Source organism: Fulvivirga sp. M361 (genome assembly GCF_007097395.1).
GTDB lineage: Bacteria > Bacteroidota > Bacteroidia > Cytophagales > Cyclobacteriaceae > Fulvivirga.
Map to the genome: position 1 here is coordinate 63,614 of NZ_VKDC01000027.1, position 15,350 is coordinate 78,963.

At 40.4% G+C, this 15,350-nt stretch carries 9 protein-coding genes; all 9 read right to left on the minus strand.

The annotated features are described in order from the left end of the window. Positions 1 to 2: 2 nt before the first annotated feature. Positions 3 to 1,811 (minus strand): arylsulfatase, encoded by a 1,809-nt coding sequence (locus FNH22_RS23425; protein ID WP_143400885.1) that lies wholly within the window; start codon positions 1,809 to 1,811, stop codon positions 3 to 5. A gap of 139 nt (positions 1,812 to 1,950) precedes the next feature. Further along, positions 1,951 to 3,522 (minus strand): arylsulfatase, encoded by a 1,572-nt coding sequence (locus FNH22_RS23430; RefSeq protein WP_255518143.1) that lies wholly within the window; start codon positions 3,520 to 3,522, stop codon positions 1,951 to 1,953. Next, positions 3,503 to 5,407 carry an alpha-L-fucosidase gene (locus FNH22_RS23435; protein WP_143400886.1) on the minus strand — a complete coding sequence of 635 codons (1,905 nt, stop codon included), beginning with the start codon at positions 5,405 to 5,407 and terminating at the stop codon, positions 3,503 to 3,505. Before FNH22_RS23435 ends, FNH22_RS23430 begins: the two co-directional genes overlap by 20 nt. Positions 5,408 to 5,856: 449 nt before the next feature. Then, entirely contained in the window at positions 5,857 to 8,493 is a 2,637-nt protein-coding gene (gene ppdK / locus FNH22_RS23440; RefSeq protein WP_143400887.1) for a pyruvate, phosphate dikinase, read from the minus strand. Further along, entirely contained in the window at positions 8,490 to 9,314 is an 825-nt protein-coding gene (locus FNH22_RS23445; RefSeq protein WP_143400888.1) for a pyruvate, water dikinase regulatory protein, read from the minus strand. The genes ppdK and FNH22_RS23445 overlap by 4 nt, the downstream gene beginning before the upstream one ends. 288 nt (positions 9,315 to 9,602) lie before the next feature. Next, positions 9,603 to 11,135 carry an arylsulfatase gene (locus FNH22_RS23450; protein ID WP_143400889.1) on the minus strand — a complete coding sequence of 511 codons (1,533 nt, stop codon included), beginning with the start codon at positions 11,133 to 11,135 and terminating at the stop codon, positions 9,603 to 9,605. A gap of 42 nt (positions 11,136 to 11,177) precedes the next feature. After that, a complete protein-coding gene (locus FNH22_RS23455; RefSeq protein ID WP_143400890.1) occupies positions 11,178 to 12,845 on the minus strand; it encodes an alkaline phosphatase in 1,668 nt (555 codons plus the stop codon). A gap of 122 nt (positions 12,846 to 12,967) precedes the next feature. Beyond that, complete coding sequence (locus FNH22_RS23460) at positions 12,968 to 14,641, minus strand: hypothetical protein (RefSeq protein WP_221420336.1); 1,674 nt, start codon at positions 14,639 to 14,641, stop codon at positions 12,968 to 12,970. Between the two features lie 206 nt (positions 14,642 to 14,847). Continuing rightward, positions 14,848 to 15,350, minus strand: a 503-nt coding sequence (locus FNH22_RS23465) for a T9SS type A sorting domain-containing protein (RefSeq protein ID WP_143400891.1), incomplete at its 5' end; no start/stop codon positions are given.

The window sequence follows — 15,350 nt, forward strand, 5'->3', positions numbered from 1 at the left end:
ACTCAGTTTACCTTTTCCACATACACATAAAATGCATTGCTCTGCTCCCCATTTTCCATATCAAAGTATGTCAGAAGATTCGTCTCTCCCTGGAGTAGTTCTATTTCAAAAACAGCCGATCCTTCTTCGTTATTTACCTCCACGGCCATTTCCTTATCGGCAACCTTCAAATATGCTTTGTTAAATTTCATTGCCTGGCCGTCTATTCTACGGTCCGTAAAAGGGGTTTGGGGTATGGCATCTTTTAATGCTGCCCCAAGTGCAACACCACTTTCTAACGGCCATCGCCTAAGGTGAAACCGGTAGGTACCGGCTGTTACGAAATTCACGGAAAACGGTGCCGGTTTCATCGGATTTCCCTGTCTAATCAATTTTTGGTTCCATGGAGGGTAGTAATCTACGGTATGGGCATCATGACAGGTAATCACATCCATTGAATCTGAACCCAGGTTGATCACAGAATATTTGGTCTCCTGGATCACATCTGCCCACCAACTTTCATAAAAGGCATTCATCTCACTCACTCTTTCAGGATGCTGTCCTGCCAGATTGGTCTGCTGGCCGGGATCTTCACCAATATTGTAAAGTTCTGTGCCATTGACCAGGCGCCAGTTCCCCTCCATTACGCAGCTATTTTTGCCCTTCACCGGCCATGGCACTCGTTGGGTGTCCGTTACCAATAACCTCTTTGGCGCTTCACTTTTTCCTAAAAGGTAGCTACTGATATCTGTTCCATCCATGGTTTTTATTGGTGTAAATTCCTGTCCGGTAAGCGATGTAAGGGTAGGTAACATATCTACATGAGCTATTAAATCAGTTAAGGTTTTACCCCGACCCAGACCTCCTTTTGGCCAGCGAATAACCATGGGAACGCGGTGACCACCGTCATATTCGCTACCCTTTGTACCCCGCATACCTGCATTATAGCCTGTTACATTGCCTGTTTCTTTATCTGTTATATAACCCCGGGCAGTACCATTATCTGTAGTAAAAATAACAATGGTATTTTCAGCTATGTCCAGGGCATCCAACTTCTCAAGTAACTTTGAGAAATTATCATCTACGTTGGTGATCATACCATAAAATCGTTTCTGATCTTCTGTGATCCTATCGTCATCCTTATACTTATTATAATATTCTTCAGGTAGATTGTAAGGGCCATGTGGGGCATTAAGGCTTAGGTAACAAAGAAATGGCTCATCTTTTTTGTCAGTTATGAATTTCATGGCTTCATCAAACCAAACATCTGTACAGTAGCCTGTTTTCTTTTCAGGAACTCCATTTCTGAAGTAGGTATCATCAAAATAGTCATTATTCCAATAATCAGGAGTTTGTCCCACACCACCTCCACCATGGTAAAGGGCTTCATCAAAACCTCTTTCATGCGGCAAGAAAGGGTGGTTATCGCCCAAATGCCACTTGCCAAACATGCCGGTCTTATATCCATTTTCCTGAAAGACATCGGCCAGGGTGATCTCCCCATAATTGAGCATAGAGGCTCCCATAATGGTATGCCAAACCCCATTTCTATTGCAATTGCGGCCGGTCAACAGGCCTGCGCGCGTTGGCGCACAAGTAGTGCCTACATGGTAGTTAGTCAGGCTGACAGCTTCTGCCGCAAACTTGTCCAGAGCAGGGGTTTGAATGATCGGATTGCCCGTATGCCCCAGATCGCCATAGCCTTGATCATCTGTAATGACGATGATGACATTTGGTTTCTCTTGTGATGCTTTCTGCTGTTGTTCAGTTTTTGGCAAGCAGGAAAACAGAAGTGCAACGTTTACTACACAAAGTAAAAAATAGGATTTCATTCGTTAGTGTGTTAGTTGTATGTTAAAACTATAATACAGGAACGCTTTTTTGAGCTTTACCTGAAGGCAAAATAACTCATGCAGGCCTTTGCATGAGTTATTTCCATGACCTGAAAAACTGATCACTTACTGTACCCGTCTACTCCATCAACCACCATAACTGAGACCAAACCTCCGGCCCATCATTTTTCTGTGGCGTACCGGCTGTGCTGCGCCCATCTTTGATGATTTTTGTGAGTTCCTGCTTATGTTTTTCTACGATTCCTGATTGTGAGGGGAACAGATTATCCATTTCTCCGATATCAGTGGCCAGGTTGTATAATTGGATTTTAGGTAAATCAGCAATCTCTGGTGCATTAGGCCTAGGATAGCTCCAACCTCCGGAACCAGGGCACATAATCGTTTTATAATCCCCGGTACGATAGGCGAATGAACCGTTGATAGAGTGATGGACGATGCTTGATCTCACGGGTGCTTCTGACGGCAGGTTCAAAGCTGGAAGAAAGCTGTAACTATCCTCCGCCATCTGATCAGTAACCGAAGCTCTAAGGTCCAAAGCATCTGCTACAGTGGCGAAAAAGTCAGTGGTACAAAGAAGCTGGTCTGATGAACCTGGTTGCACTTCAGCAGGCCATCTGACGATGAAGGGCACCCGATGTCCACCTTCGAAAATATCCGCCTTGTGCCCTCTAAATACATAGCTGGGATCATGCCCTTTGGTGACCAACTGATCAAAATCAGCCTGATTAGAACAGCCATTGTCACTCGTGAAGATCAGCATTGTATTTTCAGCTATCCCTTGCATTTCAAGAGCTTCCATAATTTGACCCACTACATCGTCTACCATTAATACAAAATCTCCGTATGGATTCTCTAAGCCGCTTTTTCCCTGAAACTCAGGTGTAGGTAAAATAGGTGTGTGCGGAGCTGGCAAGGGCAGGTAGAGGAAGAATGGTTGCTCTTTGTTGGCGTTTTCTCCGATAAAATCAATTGTCTTTTTGGTGATATCAGGCAACACCTGTTCATGCACAAAATCATCCGAGGTAAGTCCTTTCCTCCACATGGCCTGGCCTGTATTCTCGGTCAACTTATTTGGCACCATGGTGGGTTGGTCATTTTCAATCCATACATAGGGGGCCATATCAAGAGAACCGTTGAACCCGTACCAATAATCAAACCCCCTGGTAGTAGGTCCGTTTTTTACTTTTTGGGAGAAGTCAACCAAACTATTGCCTGCTTCTATATTGTTCCAATCCCAACCCAGGTGCCATTTGCCAATCCCTGCTGTTTTGTAGCCATTCTCTTTTAAAAAACCAGCAATGGTCTTTCTACTTTCAGGAATCAACGCTTTGCTATATCCGAATAATACGTGCTTTTTGAGCGTGGACCGCCAATTGTAACGGCCTGTTAAAATACCGTATCGGGTAGGCGTACATACGGCACTACTGGTATGTGCATCGGTAAACTTCACCCCATGAGAGGCCAATTGATCTATGTTTTTAGTCTTGATTTTAGACTCTTCATTATAGGTTGAAATATCTCCATAGCCCAGGTCATCAGCGAGGATGAAGATGATATTGGGTTTTGATGCCCCTTCTTTAGATTGAGATACGGAACGACCAGCGAAAATCATTAGCATACAAACAAGGCTGATTTTAATTTCTTTTTTGAGCATTAGTATATTCATAGCGTTAGTTAAGGTCCGATTCATTTTCTAAAGTGACTTCCAGTACAAATCCCATACTCCTTTTGTCATGGCTTGACATTTCAACATTCAACCCCTTAACACCCTGGGTCCAGGTTACCGGCTTTGCGCTACCAAGTCGGTTCACCGCTTTAACTTTTCCGTTTTCAGGGATCAAAGACTTGACTGTAATACGCTCTTCAGGATCGGCAAGTGAAATCACATAAACTTTGTTTTTTTTAGTAGTAAACCAAAAATCATCTGAGGAAAACGAACGCGCAAACCCGACCTTCGCCCTATGGCCTGTGCCTGCCAATTGTGTTTCATCCTGCCCTTCGTTGGGGGTAACCCAGCGTGTAGTGCCATAAATTGCCTCACCGTTGATCTCAAGCCAATCGCCTACTTCCAGTAATCCTTGCGCACTTGGTTCCGGTACGTGCCCCTTCCCATCCGGACCGATGTTCAACAGATAGTTCCCTCCCTTGGAAGCAATATCGATTAGGTAATAAATCAATTCGGGAGTACTTTTCCAGTCGTCATCATATGACTTGTACGCCCATGAATTATTAGTCGTGCCACAGGTTTCCCAGTATTTAGTTAGCTTATCGGAAGCGGAAGGAATTACATTGTCACCTGCATCCAGGTAATCGCCAAAGTCAAAGCCTATACGCCTGTTAACAAGTACACTCGGGTTTAGGTCATAAATAATTTTATAGAATTCAAATGACTGTTCTTCCGTGATGTACCCTTCACCATCAAACCATACCAATGCCAGCTCCGGCATCATTTGCACAAGCTCGCTGACCTGTGAATAGCCTTTACCTTCTACATACGCTGCATGTGTGTTAGGACTTGGATCCCATAAATTTTTACCCAAAGGGTGGGTCAACACCCCCAACGAATCGTTTTTAACTTTGACTTGTGCATACCGACCATCTGATCCGTCATACCAGTCATTGCCATGTGAATAATAAACTCCAAATTTAAGCCCTTCCTGAAGACATGCATCATAGAGTTCTTTGATAGCATCTGCCGCATAAGGCGTAGCATCTACCATATCGTATTCTGAGGATTTAGAATCAAATAAGGCAAAACCATCATGATGTTTGGAAGTGATTACGACATATTTCATCCCTGCATCCTTAGCGAGCTTTGCAATATTGGCGGCAAATGATTTGTCAGGATTGAACGTTTTGGCCAGTTCGGCATATTCTTCCCTCGGAATTCGGAAGGCATGCATCAGCCATTCAGCCGGACGTGGGCCGGGATAAGGCGAGTCATTGATTCTCTTTCCTTTCCACATGCCACCTGTCTGGGAATACAATCCCCAGTGAATGAACATCCCGTATTTGGCCTCTTTGAACCACTCAAGTGTTTCTTGTTTCTCCCTTGAGTTATGCATGGCCAACCATTCTTTTTTATACCTCTCAGAACCAAAACCAAGCTTATGCCTATAGCTTGGAATAATTCTTATCTGGTCAATAGAAGAATTTGCCGTGATCTTTACTGTTTGGGGCCCCTTTTCTTTTAATGTTATAAATCTGTTGAACTGAAAAATCGTTTTTGGTGCAGTGGCAGAGTCAAGTACAAAGATTGTTTTAGGAGGTTCTTCTATTTCAACGCCCTCTATTTTAACATTCAGTTCTGGTAAGGGAATGCTTACTATTCCGTTACTTAATACTTGTAGGTTGTATCTTCCTGGCTTTTTAAGTTCAAACTCCCAAATGAGAAAGCCATTCGCTTTACTTGCCTCTGTTGAATTTAATATGATCCAGTCATCAGGTAGGTTTTGAGGTTTAACCTTAGGTCTTGGTTCACACGAAACCATTGCCAAAACTAACGTCATCATCAATAGCAACTGTCTCCAACCATTAATACCAATTGACCTATATAAAGGTGTCTGTGTTTTCATGGGTTATCTTATTATTTTTTGAACTTATCAGTTCTGAATGGATAAGCGGGTAATTCTGTAGTATTTATCAAATTAACATTTGGTTTCACCGAAAAGGCATAGCGTACATGCAATGGCTTTTTTAATTCCGGAGTACTTAGAACTACTGTCCGCCCTCTAATTGTAGCGTTTGCCTATCCTTAGCTGCTAATAGTGCCAATCTTTGATTCATCTGCTTTTATTTTTAAAATTAGAAGAAATGAAGTCCATTCATGCCTAGATCAATAAAAACAGCAATACACACCTGTGAACAGGTTTTTATAAATGATGGACTTTTTAGGGGAGGCCTAATAGAATACCTGAGTTTCTATAGAATATTATAAAAATCGTAAATCATGGTGATCCTGCATTTTCAAGCGTTGTCATTGAAAAACAAGATGGAACCACATAGGCAAAGTAACACGGAGGAGCTATATTTTGGACGAATCAAGTGCCTTCTGACTAAGTGCCGCTTGTGCGGCTGCCAATCGTGCGGTTGGAATGCGAAAAGGGGAACACGAAACATAATCGATGTCTAATGTATTGAAAAAAGCTACTGAATCTGCATCACCACCATGCTCCCCACAAACACCTACCTTGAGTCCGGGAACTTGTTTTTTCCCTTTGTCAATCGCCATTCTCACCAACTCGCCTACTCCTTCGCGGTCAATCTTTTGAAATGGATCTGCCTCTAAAACCTTTCTCTCCTTGTACTTTCTTATAAATGTCCCGGCATCATCACGACTATAACCCAGCGCCATCTGTGTTAAGTCATTTGTGCCAAATGAGAAATAATCAGCGTGATGCGCAATTTTTTCAGCGACCATACAGGCTCTTGGCACTTCAATCATGGTACCTATTTTCACATTCCCTAACTTCTTCTCCGGATCCAATGCTGATATCACATCAGCTACCAGCACCCTTAATTCCGATAATTCTACTTCATTGCCCACTAAAGGGATCATTATTTCAGGAGTAGGTGTAAATTCATATTCTGCCTGAACCTCAAGCGCTGCCGTAATGATGGCCCTGGACTGCATTTCATATATCTCAGGATAGGTCAAGCCTAATCTACAACCCCTCAACCCCATCATCGGATTTACCTCGGTTAATTCTTCGGCTACTTTTTCAATCTCACTATATGTCAAACTCAACACATCTGCCATTTCCTGCATTTCCGTTTTACTCTTGGGCAAAAACTCATGCAAGGGAGGATCGAGTAACCTGATATTTACAGGTAAAGTCCGCATTGCTTTAAATATTCCTTTGAAATCCTCTTTTTGATATGGATAAAGTTTAGCTAAAGCGGCTTTGCGACCGGTATCTGTTTTAGCCATGATCATCTCGCGAATGTCCATGATCCTATTTCCATCAAAGAACATGTGCTCTGTCCGGCACAATCCAATACCCCGAGCGCCAAATTCAATGGATTTTTGTGCATCGTGTGGGGTGTCTGCATTGGCCAGTACGGTGAGCCTGCTCAAGGTATCCGCCCAGCTCATGATTTTAGTGAAATCGGCATTTAAATTGGTTGATATCGTTTCTATTTTATCTAAATACACTTTTCCTGTACTTCCATCGATAGACAAGTAATCCCCTTCTTTCAGTACCTGATCTCCTATCCTGACTGTCCTGGCACTTTCATTTATTTCAAGGGCACTACACCCTGACACACAACACTTTCCCATTCCTCTTGCCACCACTGCGGCATGGCTTGTCATCCCTCCCCGTGCGGTTAAAATACCTCTGGAAGATATCATTCCCTGGATATCTTCGGGGGATGTTTCCATTCTTACCAGTAGTACTTCCAATCCTTCGCTATTGGCTTTTTCTGCTGACCTGGCGTCAAAGAAAATCTGGCCTGTAGCTGCTCCTGGGCTGGCGGGCAGGCCCGTGGCCAATACATCTGCAGCCTGCAATTTGTCATGATCAAATACGGGATGGAGTAACTGATCAATTTGACTTAAATCCAATTGAGCGACAGCCCCTTCCTGATCTAAAATGCCTGCTTCTACAAAATCTATTGCAATTTTAATGGCCGCTGCCGCTGATCGCTTACCGTTTCTTGTTTGTAGTATATAGAAACTTCCTGTCTCGATGGTGAACTCGATATCCTGCATGTCTGAATAATGGGTTTCCAGAAGTTCTGCGGAATTGACCAGCTGGTCATACGCTGCCTTATCTATTTGCTCTAGTTCACCAACAGGTTTAGGTGTTCTGATACCTGCCACTACATCTTCGCCCTGGGCGTTCATTAAAAATTCCCCAAAAAGGACTTTTTCCCCTGAAGACGGATTTCTGGTAAACACTACTCCCGTACCTGATGAATCGCCCATGTTTCCAAAGACCATCATTTGAACATTTACTGCCGTACCCACCTCATCGGGAATGTTATTTAGTTGCCTGTATATTTTTGCACGCTCATTATTCCACGACCTGAATACCGCTTCTATAGCAGCGTACAACTGATTTTTTGGTGATTGCTCAAATTCACTTCCTGTTTCTTTTAGAACAATCTTCTTGTAATTTTTGATAAGTTCAGTCAAATGGCCTTCCTGCAGTTCCTGATCACTCTTTAATTGATATTTTTCTTTGCAGTCTTCTAACAAAGACTCAAAGTGGTACATGGGGATTTCCAATACCACACTACCGTACATCTGTATAAATCTACGGTAACAGTCCAACGCAAAACACATAGACTGTGTGCTTTCGCCCATTATTTCAACACTTTCATCATTAAGCCCCAGGTTTAGAATGGTATCCATCATGCCAGGCATGGAGAACACCGCTCCCGAACGAACCGAAACCAATAAACAAGGTGAGCCATCGAATTGCTTGTTTACCAAACTTTCAAGCTGCACCACTGCCTTATCTATTTGCTCTCTGATCGTTTCATTAATGCTATTATTATCACCAAAATATTGATTACAAGCCTCGGTAGTAATGGTAAAACCTGGGGGGACCGGTAATCCAATTTGGGTCATTTCGGCAAGGTTAGCCCCCTTACCACCCAACAAATTTCGCATCTGCTTGTTGCCCTCAGAAAAGTTGTAGACGTACTGCTTCATGTTTTGTAAATGGTTTTAGCATTGATCAGTTTAATAATTATTTCAGCGGTTTCTTCTACCGCTTTATTAGATATATTGATGACAGGGCATCCTATTTTTTTCATCACCTGATCGGCAAACTCAAGCTCTGTGATGATATTATTGAGATCTGAATAATTGAAATCTTCACTCACCCCCATGGTGGTATTCCGTTCATTTCGAATTTCATTTAGCCGTGTTGGGTCAATGGTAAGTCCAATTATTTTTTTAGATGACATCTCATATAGATGCTTAGGAAAAGCAGCTTCCGAGACCAGTGGAATATTGATAACTAAAAGGTTATGATACGCCAAATAGATGCTCAATGGTGTTTTAGAAGTTCTTGATACCCCTATTAATATAATATCTGCCTTTTGAAGGGCACTCAAACTTTGGCCATCATCGTTATTGATGGCAAATTCGATGGCGTGAATCCGGCTGAAGTACTCATCATTTAACTGCCATGAATGTGAGGGCTGATAAACAGGTGGTATTTTTAGCACTTTCCCCAATGACTTAATTGCCGGCGAAAGGACATCGATACATTCAATATTGCACTCCAAACATTTCATCATAAAAACATCTCTTATCTCCGCAAGAATGGTGGAAAATATGATGAGTGATGATGGATGTTCTTTAGCAGTACTAACTATTTCAATCGCTTTCTGAGCTGTTTTGACATTTGGGATTTTGACCATCTCAAAATCATTACCCTCGAAATAAGAGGCTGCTATTCTAATAATGGATTCCGGGGCAAGAAAACTCAGGGAATCAGAAACAACATATATTTTAACTTTGGTCATCCTGATGATACAGCATTTTTGACCAAATTAAGCCAATACGAAGAGCATTCCTCATTTCAAAAAGGCATGCCTGTGCGCAGATGCTTAAACTATTAAGTGTTGTTTAACCAATGGGCTATTTTCCAATATCAGGAGTACAAAGGCAGGTATTGCCATCCTGCGCTGTTAATTCCAGGCCGTAAACACTTATAAATGTCAGTAAACTAAATGTTAGCTTATTATAAAAATTCAATTTGTTTATCCTTTTTATATCTAATTATTCTTTAAGAGATTGTTTTTATGAATGATCTACCTCACAATCGTTCTTTCTTCTTTAATATATTTTTCAAGAAGTTTTTTTAGCTCTTCTGCCTTTTCCGGGTATACTTTTAAAAGATTTGTTGTTTGTTGCGAGTCTTTCTTCAGATTGAATAGCTCAAAATCTTCTTTATGTGGCTTAACACCAATCTTTTCTTTAAACCAATCTGGTTCTTCATTATCTCTTCCCTCTTTATTATTTATAAACACCCAGTCACCTTGTCTAATTGCTAATTTTCCACTTGCACTATGGTGTATTGCTATTTCACGCCTATTACTTTCCTCAAAACCATCAATAAGTTCATCAAGAAAACTATAACTATCTTCCGCTCCATTATTATCTAGTTCAATATCCAAATAATCAGCTATGGTCGACAAAATATCTGTTTGAGATATAAGGCGGTTTGATTCTGTTCCTGTTTTAATAGTTTTATTTGGATATGAAACTATAAAAGGAATGGTATGCCCCCCTTGCCAAAGGTCTCGCTTTACACCTCTGAAATCTTTCATGGCATAATGGTCATATTCTTGTATATAACCAAAGGTTTGAGATTCAGGCCCATTATCGGAAGTGAAAATTATTAATGTTTCATCCAATATGTTGTTCTTTTCAAGAGCGGTAATTATTTCCCCAACAGCCCAATCTAATTCTTTTACAAAATCACCATATAACCCTACTCCAGAAGTTCCTTGAAATTGTTTAGCAGGCACATGCGGATAATGAGGTATATGTGGTGCATAGTACAAGAAAAAAGGAGTGTCTTCTTTAAGATTATATCCTGGGCTTTTACTGTTTTTCGATGCCGCATTTATGTAATCAACACTTCTTGCTATATAGTGCATTTGTGCTTCTTCCATATCAAATTTATCAAACTGAGGATTCCCGTTTTTACTAATTCCATTTTCAAAATACCATCTACCACCATCGGAATGCTCTTTTGTTCCGGGCAAGTCATGGCAAGGGTATTTTCTTTTATAATAATTTCGCCCGTACCAGAGATGAACCTCTTCATGTGTAAACCCTACTGGCTTACCACTATAAATTGCTTTGCTATAGTCAATGCCATTGGCAGAAATATCAATTCCTTCCCTTGTTGGTTTGGCAGCTGCTTTCCAATCGGATCCTAGTCCCCATTTACCAATAACAGCTGTATTATAACCATAATCCCTTAACATACTGGCGATAGTTATACGTCCTTGATTTATCCACGGTTGTTCCCCGGGTTTAGGGTTCCCGCGTTTACGGCTGGTACGCCATGAATATCTGCCGGTTAAAATACCATATCTACTAGGACTACAAATTCCACTTGGTGAATGTGCATCAGTAAACATGATCCCATTTTTAGCCAATTTATCAATATTTGGTGTAGCTATTTTACTCTGTTTATTATAGCAACTAACATCGCCGTACCCCAAATCATCAGCATAAATTATTACAATATTGGGAGTGCTTTTTTTAGCCTCTTTTTTAGTCGCACAGCCAAGTACCATAAGTAGACAAAGAGGCAATACCAATTTCATCATATATTTATAATTAATTTGTTAGAAATTGTGTAACGGGACTATTTAATGTTTCAGTTCGCTAAGTTTAATCGTGTACTCTTCCACTTTTTCGTTATCAATGCTCCATATTTCATAGTGCAGTGTTGGGTCGGATAATTTGGTGTTAAAAATCAGCTTACCAAACGAACATTTTTCGTTGTAGCACAAAATTCTTTCAGGGTCGTCGATACATACATGCGTGTGTGTATTTACAAGTTTCGAACTTTCCAGCTCGTACAAAGGATAGCCATTTTCGCGTTCAATTTTCCATAAGTCGCTGCGGTGACGGTCGGCAGAAAGAAGCACAACACCCTCTATTTTATTTTCAGCAAGGAAGTCAAAAATCTCCTTACGTTCTTTTTTGTAACCACGCCAGGTATCAAATCGACCTGCCATACCACTTTTTGCACCATAGGCCCACGGAACACTCGAAACAATCACTTTAAATGTTCCTTTTGATGCCAGCAGTTTCTCTTTTAACCAATTTAACTGAACTGGGCCTAACATTTGGGGATTCGCGATATTTCCATCAGCACTTGAGGGTTCGCGATAGTAGCGGCAATCCAACATAAAGAAATCAACATCGGCTATTTGGAAATCGTACCATACGCCGGGATTTTTATCGCCACCACCGTAGTAAGGGTTTGCAAACTGATTTCGGAACACTTCATAAACCGGACGTTTCCATTTCGGAGTATCGATTTCCTTTCCACCAAATTCGTCATTATCGCCAAAATCGTGGTCATCCCAAATTGAAAGGATTGGTGTTCTGGATGAAAAGTCACGAAACTCGGGCTTACTTTGCCTGCGATAATAACAATACCGTTGAATGTCAGGATATTCCGGATAGTCGATATAAACATTGTCGCCCAACAATAACATAGCATTTAGATTATGCGAGTCTAAGGTATTCCACATATAGGAATGCCAGGGAACGTAAGCAGCACCGCCACCAAAAGCTACAGCAAACTCATTGACCTGCCCTTCAGCTGGCTGTGTTCTAAATTCATAAACTTTGTTTTGGGTTTTGCCGTCAATTTTAATCTTGTAAAAATAAGTAGTGTTGGCCCTGAGCCCTTCAGCATTAGGCTTAGCAGTAAACTCTGAAGATCTATTGGTTTGTACTTCTTCCGAAAAAAACTCTTTGTCGAAAGTTTTATTTTCACTTAAAACAATCTGGGCTTTTGATGCCTGAAAAGTTCGTAACCAAAATTTTGCAGTACCCGATGTGGTATGCCCAACTATGGGCCCGTGTACGATCGGCTGTCCATTTTTTTTGATAAAATTGCCAAACCCTGGAAACTTATTCAAAGAAACCAGTATTTCGAGAGGTGCCTGGTATCGGTCGATACTTAGTCCCAAATCCAATGACTTTTCAACTTGATTCATAGCCGAATCTGCGTTTCCTGTTTTTGCAAAAGCAAGTGCCTTTACAAAGCAAGCTTCTGCGTCAGTATCTTGTTTGTTGGCATGGTCAATGGCAACTTTTGGATCTCCTTCGGCTATCTCAATCAAATATTTTGTTATACCTGATTTACGGGTATACCAACCCTTATCGTTTTGTGTGTATTGCAATTCGAGTTTACTTTCTTGCTTTTTTGTTTGACAACTAGTAAGTAAGAACCCTATTAACGCCAATAAAAAAATATTTTTAATAAGGAATAAATTAAAATTTTTTATGATTTTAAACAACGTATATGACTTTTTGTGTTTTATAAAAAATTAATCAAGGAACATTTTTCTACTGAAGTATACCATCCCCAAATTTTGATGTCGGCTAACTGTTGCAAGCACATATTGTAATTTTCATTATACTAATGACTATTTTTTTTCTTCCTAAGTTCATCCACTTTGGTATGTGCATGAATTCTAATATGTCGTTTATACTCTTGCGTATATAATGTTGCAACAGTGTTATTCTTTTCTGGAAGTTTGTTGTAGCTTTTCCAAGCAGCGTCATAAACTTGAATCCACTTTTGAACACCTTTATTGTCTCCCTTGGATTCTGCATCGGACAGATATACAAGAGCACGGTATATTTTATATAATTTTAATCCATATTCTGAAGAACCTATTGCGTAATTACGTGTATCCTTAGTATCCCATTGAATAGATTTTGCCAACTTTACAATTTCCTTCCACTTCGCAATAGACGCATCCTTTTGTTTTAGGTTTCGCTTTTGACTAACAGCATCTTCTGCAGGGACTGGCCATCCAATACCTTGATCTCTAGTCCACCATGGATTCATGTCTCCATGAGTTGTATTTCTACCCCTTACTGCTGCTTCTGCAGAAAGCAAACACAGTTTTCTAAATGCGGCGACATCATCACTTTTTAATTTTAAACGCTCTTTTGCATATCTATTAAAAATGTGTTCTTCAGTTTGCTTCGTATCGTTAGCCCATTGGGCCATTACCCAAGCATTTAAATCGCACCACATTTCGTTTTCTATATACGGCCCTTCCCATCCACCGCCACGGGACCAAGTCCAAATACCTGCATATAAATCTGGTTTTTCAGTAACAAATTCACGTAAACTATTAATCTCTTCTTCCGGCATGCTTGCGTGTTCCTCAAAACCTTCAATAACACCATTAGCAATATAATTTGGATATGCACCTTTGCCTTCATACTCTCTTGCGCATTGCACTTCAATAATTTGAGGATGGCGCCCCTGCCCTATCACTTTGCTAAATGGATTTGCTCTATGAAAATCGCCTTCACAGTGTTTAATACTAATGATTAAGTTTTCATGAGGTTCCACGGCATTGCTCACCTTCATGTATTTTTCCAAACTTCTATCAAAAGCAATCCATGTGCGAAAAATCAGTTTCTTATCATTTTTAACACAAATCTCCTCTCTTAAAATTTCCATTAATGGAATAATGGTTTTTTCAGGATTAGTCTTATCATCTATATGGCCTTGATGATGCGGTGCATCATGTAAATACGTTTCTCCAATACGAACCACTAAACCGTCAATATCTGGAAACTGACTAAACATTTCGTTTATTTGAGCTCTAATTAACTTTTCTGTAAGTGGGTTATTGGGGTCTCCGAAAGTCTTTTCTATATCATACTTTTCTATTAATCTCTTAGGAAACAAAACAAGGTCAGACATGGCGTAAATGTCGATACCCTGCGCTTTGCTTTCTGCATGCATCTTTTTAATTTGTTCGGCCTTACGATCTACCCATTGACGTTCTTTTGAACCTTTTGGCAAAATATCTGGATCGACTGACTCCCAATTAATAGCTAATGCAGGAGACTCAAAAAGAAAATAGACTTTACCATTATACCCCATTTTCTTTATTACAGCTGGGTCATTATAAGCCGATTCATAGGGTTTATCTCCTGGATTGTGATGAACCATATCCAAAATCAATGGTGCATCCGTACTATGTTGTGCTATTACCTTCATGCAAAAAATACTAGAAAATAATAGTAGGTTAAATACTAACTTTTTATAAAAATTTAATTTATTCATGTTTTTTATTACCGAAGGATCGGAGGTGCTTGTTATGGTTTGCTCGAAGTTGGTGTAACGGTGCTATCAATTACAAGTACGGTAGCCTGTCCATGGAGGGAACATCCGTTCACAACATTTACATAACTTGACACTAGCTTATTTTAAATAAGAAATAATACCAGCGAACTGAATCACTGGCATTATAAATCAAAACTTCTGTTAGCTTATTTTTTAATTATTTTCTTAGTCTGCACGTGCTGTCCATCTGTTACTTTAAGGATATATACCCCAGAAGAGAGGTTACTTAAATCAACAACTGTACTTGCCCCTTTGATATCTTGAGAAAGCACTTTTTGTCCAGCGTAATTGACTATATCCAACTGTGCTGTTGTTGAACCACTAATTCTTATATTAAGGACATCGGTGATAGGGTTTGGGTAGGCATAAAGCACACCATCAGCGTCTGAGGTTTCCACACCAAGCGTCGTTGTTCCTGAACTTGTTCTTGCTGAACTTGTACTTGCTGAATTTGTACATCCCGAAACGGCAACATTTGGTCCGGTGACTTCAACATAATCTATTTTTGCAAGGCCCATACTACTAGTAGAACTTAGAATTATAGATTTTACTCCTGCTCCTAAACTAACGGTTGCTTCTGCTGTTAACCAGCCTCCTTGTGTGTTGACAAATGAAATACCACTGGCCACGGTCGTTCCGTCAACAATGA

What these genes read in the sequence shown, in the direction of transcription:
- FNH22_RS23425 (WP_143400885.1), bottom strand. Translation starts at nt 1,811, where the DNA reads ATGAAATCCTATTTTTTACTTTGTGTAGTAAACGTTGCACTTCTGTTT.
- FNH22_RS23430 (WP_255518143.1), bottom strand. Translation starts at nt 3,522, where the DNA reads ATGAATCGGACCTTAACTAACGCTATGAATATACTAATGCTCAAAAAA.
- FNH22_RS23435 (WP_143400886.1), bottom strand. Translation starts at nt 5,407, where the DNA reads ATGAAAACACAGACACCTTTATATAGGTCAATTGGTATTAATGGTTGG.
- ppdK (WP_143400887.1), bottom strand. Translation starts at nt 8,493, where the DNA reads ATGAAGCAGTACGTCTACAACTTTTCTGAGGGCAACAAGCAGATGCGA.
- FNH22_RS23445 (WP_143400888.1), bottom strand. Translation starts at nt 9,314, where the DNA reads ATGACCAAAGTTAAAATATATGTTGTTTCTGATTCCCTGAGTTTTCTT.
- FNH22_RS23450 (WP_143400889.1), bottom strand. Translation starts at nt 11,135, where the DNA reads ATGATGAAATTGGTATTGCCTCTTTGTCTACTTATGGTACTTGGCTGT.
- FNH22_RS23460 (WP_221420336.1), bottom strand. Translation starts at nt 14,641, where the DNA reads ATGAATAAATTAAATTTTTATAAAAAGTTAGTATTTAACCTACTATTA.